This is a genomic window from Chamaesiphon sp. VAR_48_metabat_135_sub (assembly GCF_031418915.1).
In the GTDB taxonomy this organism is placed as follows: domain Bacteria; phylum Cyanobacteriota; class Cyanobacteriia; order Cyanobacteriales; family Chamaesiphonaceae; genus Chamaesiphon.
Map to the genome: position 1 here is coordinate 1 of NZ_JANOJV010000034.1, position 5412 is coordinate 5412.

Below are 5412 nucleotides of genomic sequence, written 5' to 3' on the forward strand. Positions count from 1 at the left end.
GCGCCATTGAATTCGAGAGGACGGGCTTACAGTACTTTAGCACTAATCTCGATCGTCATTTTGGTACATCTCATTACTGGAACTAAAGAAGATTAAATATCGCTTGTTGCTAGGGGCACGATTCATTTAGAGCGGATGCTACTCGATCGAAAACTTACCATGCCCCTGCTCTAGAACTATTGGGCTGGTAGTTGTTTGACTCCAACTAATTGCCCGCCAGAGACTCGAACTGATAAATTAGATCCTTGCAGTGTTGCACCGCTTAAAGTTACACCACTAGCAAAGCCGTTAGTTAGTGCTAACCCATTAGTTAGTGCTAATCCAGCGAGAGCTACCCCCCCCCGATAGAACAATTATACTAATTATTAGGATGTTTATTCCATACTTATTCATCTTACGCCTCCTGTATGCGTGTTTCAAAAGTACCTTTTTCACTCCCAAAATATAGCTTTGGTATAAAATTGTCAATAGATCTTGAAGAGGCTGCAATTAATATTAATTTTCGTGGACGGAGGTTTTCAGCTCGTCGAGATTAGCCGCAGTAGATGGCGATCGATCGAGAGTATTAGAATACCCATTTATCTCTAGTTTGTCTCTGTCAAGAGTTTCGGAACGAGAGTCATTGTCACTTGACAACTGCCAGCCTTGCGGATATCGTAGAGAAACTGATTGTCACTCGACAACTACCCATTCCAAAGCTTTCATCCCATCGATCGAGGTTGTAATGTCCAGACGATCTCATCCCAAGTCAGAAATTGAAGCAGCACTAGCAGATGCGGAACAAAATGGCTGGCGCGTCGAGCTTGGCGGATCGCACGCTTGGGGCAAAATTTATTGCCCTTACAACGATAAAGAATGTAGATGTGGGATTTTCTGTATAACTAGCATTTGGAGTACTCCTAAAAACGCTGGAAATCATGCCAAGCAAATTCGGCGCGTTGTAGATAACTGTACAAAGCACAATAGTTTAAATAATTCTGGTGAAGAAGAGGAATAAATAGTGAAAGAATATAGCTTTACTTTAAAATTCAATTTTCCTGATGCGCGGATCGATCCCGATCATTATATCGAGCAACTATATGAATCTGGATGTGATGATGCCTTAATTGGAATTGGAAAACAAGGGTATATTGCACTAGAATTTATTCGATCGGCAGCATCGGCGTTTGATGCTGTTTCTACTGCGATCGTTGATGTCAAAAAAGTTATTCCAAATGCTAGCTTAATCGAAGCAACACCAGATTTTGTCGGCTTAACAGATACCGCTAAAATCTTGGGATGTACTCGACAAAATATTAGAAATCTGATTTTCAATGATGATACGAGATCTCCGTCACCCGTTTATGAAGGAACTCCTTCAATTTGGCATCTAGCAGAGATTCTAACTTGGCTCAGAGAAGCTAAAACATACTCGATCGACGACTCGTTATTAGAAGTTGCGATCGTCAATATGGAGTTTAATATTGCTAGAAAGTGGCGAAATGTAGAGCCAGATCTGCAGGAAAATATCCGCGCTCTAGTTTGCTAATTTACTGGATTAATCGATCGTCAAAGTACCTAGTGAAAAATCGCCAGAAAAAAGCGATCGTGTTTATGTTGAGGCAATTAGTCGCTTTCTAATATTTTCTTTAAATCTTTTAACAGCAGAAATAAAGATAATGGATCGATCTGACTCGGCTCAAAATTAAATCGTTCGTACCAAAGTTTAACATCTGTATCTTTAGCATGAACTAATAGAGCGCGGATGCCTGCAAGATCGGCAGCTTGAGCGGTACGTTTGAGCGCATCTTTGAGCAAGCCTCTACCCACACCCCGATTTTGCCATTGTCGATCTACCGCCAGACGTGCCAAAATCATCACTGGAATCGGGTGTTTTGGTTGTCCTTTGGTAACTCGATTCGGAGCCTGAGCATGGATGACCGAACCAACTGTTAAGCTATAATAGCCAACAACTACATCTTCATAAATACCTACATAGGTCTGGCTGCTGTTGGCTTGTTGATTTTGATAGGCATATTTTTGGATAAACTGATTTAGTGCGCTGTTGCCACAATCGAAATCAGTGACGGGGTGAGCTGCTGTTAACTTTTCAATAAACGGTTGAGTCTGGAGATCGGGCATCAATCAAAAAAACCTCGCTCGTCGAGCAGTTGTTTTAACTGAGGCTTGGCTTGGACGGGACGATCTAGAGCGGTTTGAAATGCTTCCCAGCCTTCTTCATCGAGGACGAACAACCGCCTGTCTGCTAAGGTTGCTTGTGCTGCTTCGAGTCCATTTTCTAGCAAAAATTCGCTCACACTTTTATGCGAAGTCGCGGCTGCTTGTTGTAACAGTTGTTTGGCAGCAGGGGTAGTCCGAACGTCGATTCTTTCTGTCTTGGCTTCTTTGGCATTCATTTGTAAGTCATTGCGTTTTATCTGCCTTTAGCTCTATTATACACACAATGTCAGGACAGTATTATCTGGTAGTAGCGGCTGGCGGAAGCTTTATAGCTCGATCTCAACATACTTAGGAGTGAAATCTGACTAAAGAAGATTAAAGATTTGTTGATATGTAGGGGCACGATTCATTTAGAGCGGATGCTAGTCGATCGAAAACTTACCATGCCCCTGCTCTAGAACTATTGGGCTGGTAGTTGTTTGACTTTGGTATAAAATTGTCAAGAGAGCTTGACAGGAATGCAATTAATATTAATTTTTGTTGACGGAGGTTGTCAGATTGTCGAGATTAGCAGTGGTGGAGGATTCTCGATCGAGAGTATAGGTGCGATTCTTTAGTAGCGAGTAGCGAGATCTCCTGTCCATCACTGGAGTGCATACCGTCACGACATCATCGATATTTTCCCCAGTCTCATCATCTACATCTAATTGGGGCACCAAATCTTCCTTCAGTGCGGGAGCAGAATTCGGCGGCTCCGAGGCGCGAAAACCGGAAAGCATAACCTTTTTCCTCTGTACCTAAACTAACCCATCCTAACCCTTCCATTCTAACCTTATTCCGATAGTACTCGATCGACACTTCCATTGCGTCCAACTGCATCAATGTCCCTCGATCGTCACCACTGCAACGCGCCAATGAAATTGTGGCTGCATACCATAATAGCCATAAACCAACTGGTTTAACCGACCTCTCTTGCCCCTGAAGTGCTTCAAGATTCAACACCTCCAAAAATTCGGGCGTATTTGTGGGATAGGGATATAAAGCAAATTTCATCAATCCTAATATTTGTCCCCGAACTTGCAACTTCACGATGGCTTCACAGTCAAAATCACTATTTTCCCAAAGGTTTTGCCAATCACAAGTCCAACCCAATTGTCCTGAAGTCGGGAGATCGGTAACTATTGCAGGCTCCAAAACCCCCGATATAAAGTTGCTTGCTATATCGACAACACAGATCTGATAGCTGGGGATACTGGGTGTCGGCTCCATTGAAAGTTTGACTGTAATCGATCGTGTCTAATCGTTATCAATTATGCACCTAAACTGCTTCGAGTTTATTTTCTAGCAAAAAGTCACTCACACTTTAAAGATTCTTTGATATGTAGGGGCACGACTCCTTTAGAGCGGATGCTCGTCGATCGAAATTTTACCATGCCCCTGCACTAGAACTATCGGGCTGGTAGTTGTGTGACTCCAACTAGTTGCCCACCAGAGACTCGAACCGATAAATTAGCTCCTTGCAGTGTCGCACCGCTTAAAGTTACACCGTTAGCCAAGCCATTCTTTAATGCGAAGCCATTCATCGCGCGGGCATTAGTTTGTGCTAATCCAGCGAGAGCTACCCCCCCCGACAGAACAATTGTACCAGCAACTAGAATACCTATTCCATACTTGTTCATCTTATGCCTCCTGAAGTACATCATTTCAAAAGTATATTGACTGCCCTCACAGTATAGCTTTGGTATAAAATTGTCAAGAGATATTGGCAGGAATGCAATTAATATTAATTTTTGTTGACGGAGGTTTTTAGCTCGTCGAGATTAGCCGCAGTGGATGGCGATCGATCGAGCTACTATACGATCGATCGAGACTTTAATCCTTTACTTGTGAAGCTTGCAGTTGTTGTAGTCGATCGATCGTGATTCCGGTTATACGGCTAATCGTTTCTAAAGAGATATTTTCCTGAATCATTTTCAGTGCGATCTCGATCTTGCCTTCAAGTTTAGCCTTGTTGAGTTCTAATTCATACCAAACATCGATTTCTTCCATCGTCTTCATAAATTCACTCTCCTCTGGAGTTAAACTGTCAGTAGCTAGATCCTTACAATGATTGGATGTAAAACTTAAAAAAGCGATCGTGTTTATACTGCGCCATTGAGTTCGAGCGGATGGTCTGAGAGTACTTTAGCACTAATCTCGATCGCTAGTTGGGGGCATCTCAACCACTGGAACTAAAGAAGATTAAATATCGCTTGTTGCTAGGGGCACGATTCATTTAGAGCGGATGCTAGTCGATCGAAAACTTACCATGCCCCTGCTCTAGAACTATCGAGCTGGTAGTTGTGTGACTCCAACTAATTGACCGCCAGAGACTCGAACTGATAAATTAGATCCTTGCAGTGTTGCACCGCTTAAAGAGAGTCCATTATTTAATGAGATTCCATTATTTAACGAGATTCCAGCGAGAGCTACCCCCCCCCGATAGAACAATTGTACTGATAACTAGAATTCCAATTCCATACTTATTCATATTACGCCTCCTTGTGCGTGTTGCAAAAGTATCCTTTCTGCCCTCATAGTATAGCTTTGGTCTGAAATTATCAAGGTATCTTGAAGAGAATGCAATCAAGATTCGCTGCGATCGACAATCTTGCATCGCAGTAAAGATGTGAGAGTCGATCGATGACAGCTAGAATAGATGGGGAGCATCGAAGGTAGCTTTATTTTAAGTATGTTAAATAATCGGTTTGGGAAGCGGTGGCAGTCGATCTTAGTATTATTAGTTACGATTGTCTCGATCGGTCTGAGTAGTTGTCGAGCGATGATGCAGTCTTCTACCGCTCAAACCGATAATCAATTAGTTTCGTCAATTCTCAGCGATCCCAAGACTTTTAATCCAGTTCTTAGTAGAGAGTCCCCAAGTATATTTGGGTATGTATTAGAAAGTTTAATTACCGAAAATGGTAAAGGCGAGATTGAGCCAGCCCTAGCCGAATCTTGGCAACTTTCACCCGACAATAGAACGATTACCTTTACGCTCAGGAAAAATCTCAAATGGTCGAATGGTCAACTTCTAACGATCGATGATGTCCTTTTCTCCTTTAATGAAGTATATTTTAATCCAGATATTCCCAGCGACGAGCGAGATTTAATGAAAATTGGGAAGGAGCAGAAATTACCAATAGTCAAAAAAGTTGATGAAGATAGAGTATCATTTACCATTGCCGAACCTTTTGCTCCTTTCTTGCGGAC

The 5412-nt window shown here is 42.3% G+C and carries 10 protein-coding genes; 3 read left to right on the top strand and 7 right to left on the bottom strand.

The window, feature by feature from the left end:
• Positions 1-176: 176 nt before the first annotated feature.
• Positions 177-353: a hypothetical protein gene (locus tag RMO55_RS02445; protein ID WP_310422955.1), complete on the bottom strand. Its 177-nt coding sequence runs from the start codon at positions 351-353 to the stop codon at positions 177-179.
• Between the two features lie 371 nt (positions 354-724).
• Between RMO55_RS02445 and RMO55_RS02450 the strand changes: the two genes are divergently transcribed.
• The gene (locus RMO55_RS02450; protein ID WP_310422959.1) at positions 725-997 is read left to right on the top strand and encodes a hypothetical protein; all 273 of its coding nucleotides are present in this window, start codon (positions 725-727) and stop codon (positions 995-997) included.
• Positions 998-1000: 3 nt separating this feature from the next.
• Complete coding sequence (locus RMO55_RS02455; RefSeq protein WP_310422962.1) at positions 1001-1528, top strand: DNA-binding protein; 528 nt, start codon at positions 1001-1003, stop codon at positions 1526-1528.
• A gap of 77 nt (positions 1529-1605) precedes the next feature.
• Here the strand turns inward: RMO55_RS02455 and RMO55_RS02460 are convergent, their stop codons facing one another.
• The 6 genes from RMO55_RS02460 to RMO55_RS02485 form a co-directional block, all read right to left on the bottom strand.
• Entirely contained in the window at positions 1606-2121 is a 516-nt protein-coding gene (locus tag RMO55_RS02460; protein WP_310422965.1) for a GNAT family N-acetyltransferase, read from the bottom strand.
• Positions 2121-2396, bottom strand: coding sequence for a DUF1778 domain-containing protein (locus tag RMO55_RS02465; RefSeq protein ID WP_310422968.1), 276 nt, complete (start codon positions 2394-2396; stop codon positions 2121-2123). Before RMO55_RS02465 ends, RMO55_RS02460 begins: the two co-directional genes overlap by 1 nt.
• Positions 2397-2690: 294 nt before the next feature.
• The gene (locus RMO55_RS02470; RefSeq protein ID WP_310422971.1) at positions 2691-2876 is read right to left on the bottom strand and encodes a hypothetical protein; all 186 of its coding nucleotides are present in this window, start codon (positions 2874-2876) and stop codon (positions 2691-2693) included.
• Positions 2854-3354 carry a hypothetical protein gene (locus tag RMO55_RS02475; protein WP_310422974.1) on the bottom strand — a complete coding sequence of 167 codons (501 nt, stop codon included), beginning with the start codon at positions 3352-3354 and terminating at the stop codon, positions 2854-2856. The genes RMO55_RS02470 and RMO55_RS02475 overlap by 23 nt, the downstream gene beginning before the upstream one ends.
• Before the next feature lie 254 nt (positions 3355-3608).
• Positions 3609-3839 carry a hypothetical protein gene (locus RMO55_RS02480; protein WP_310422978.1) on the bottom strand — a complete coding sequence of 77 codons (231 nt, stop codon included), beginning with the start codon at positions 3837-3839 and terminating at the stop codon, positions 3609-3611.
• A gap of 193 nt (positions 3840-4032) precedes the next feature.
• Positions 4033-4218, bottom strand: a complete 186-nt coding sequence (locus tag RMO55_RS02485) for a hypothetical protein (protein WP_310422981.1) — start codon at positions 4216-4218, stop codon at positions 4033-4035.
• Between the two features lie 640 nt (positions 4219-4858).
• Here RMO55_RS02485 and RMO55_RS02490 point away from each other — a divergent pair.
• Positions 4859-5412, top strand: a 554-nt coding sequence (locus RMO55_RS02490) for an ABC transporter substrate-binding protein (protein WP_310422984.1), incomplete at its 3' end; no start/stop codon positions are given.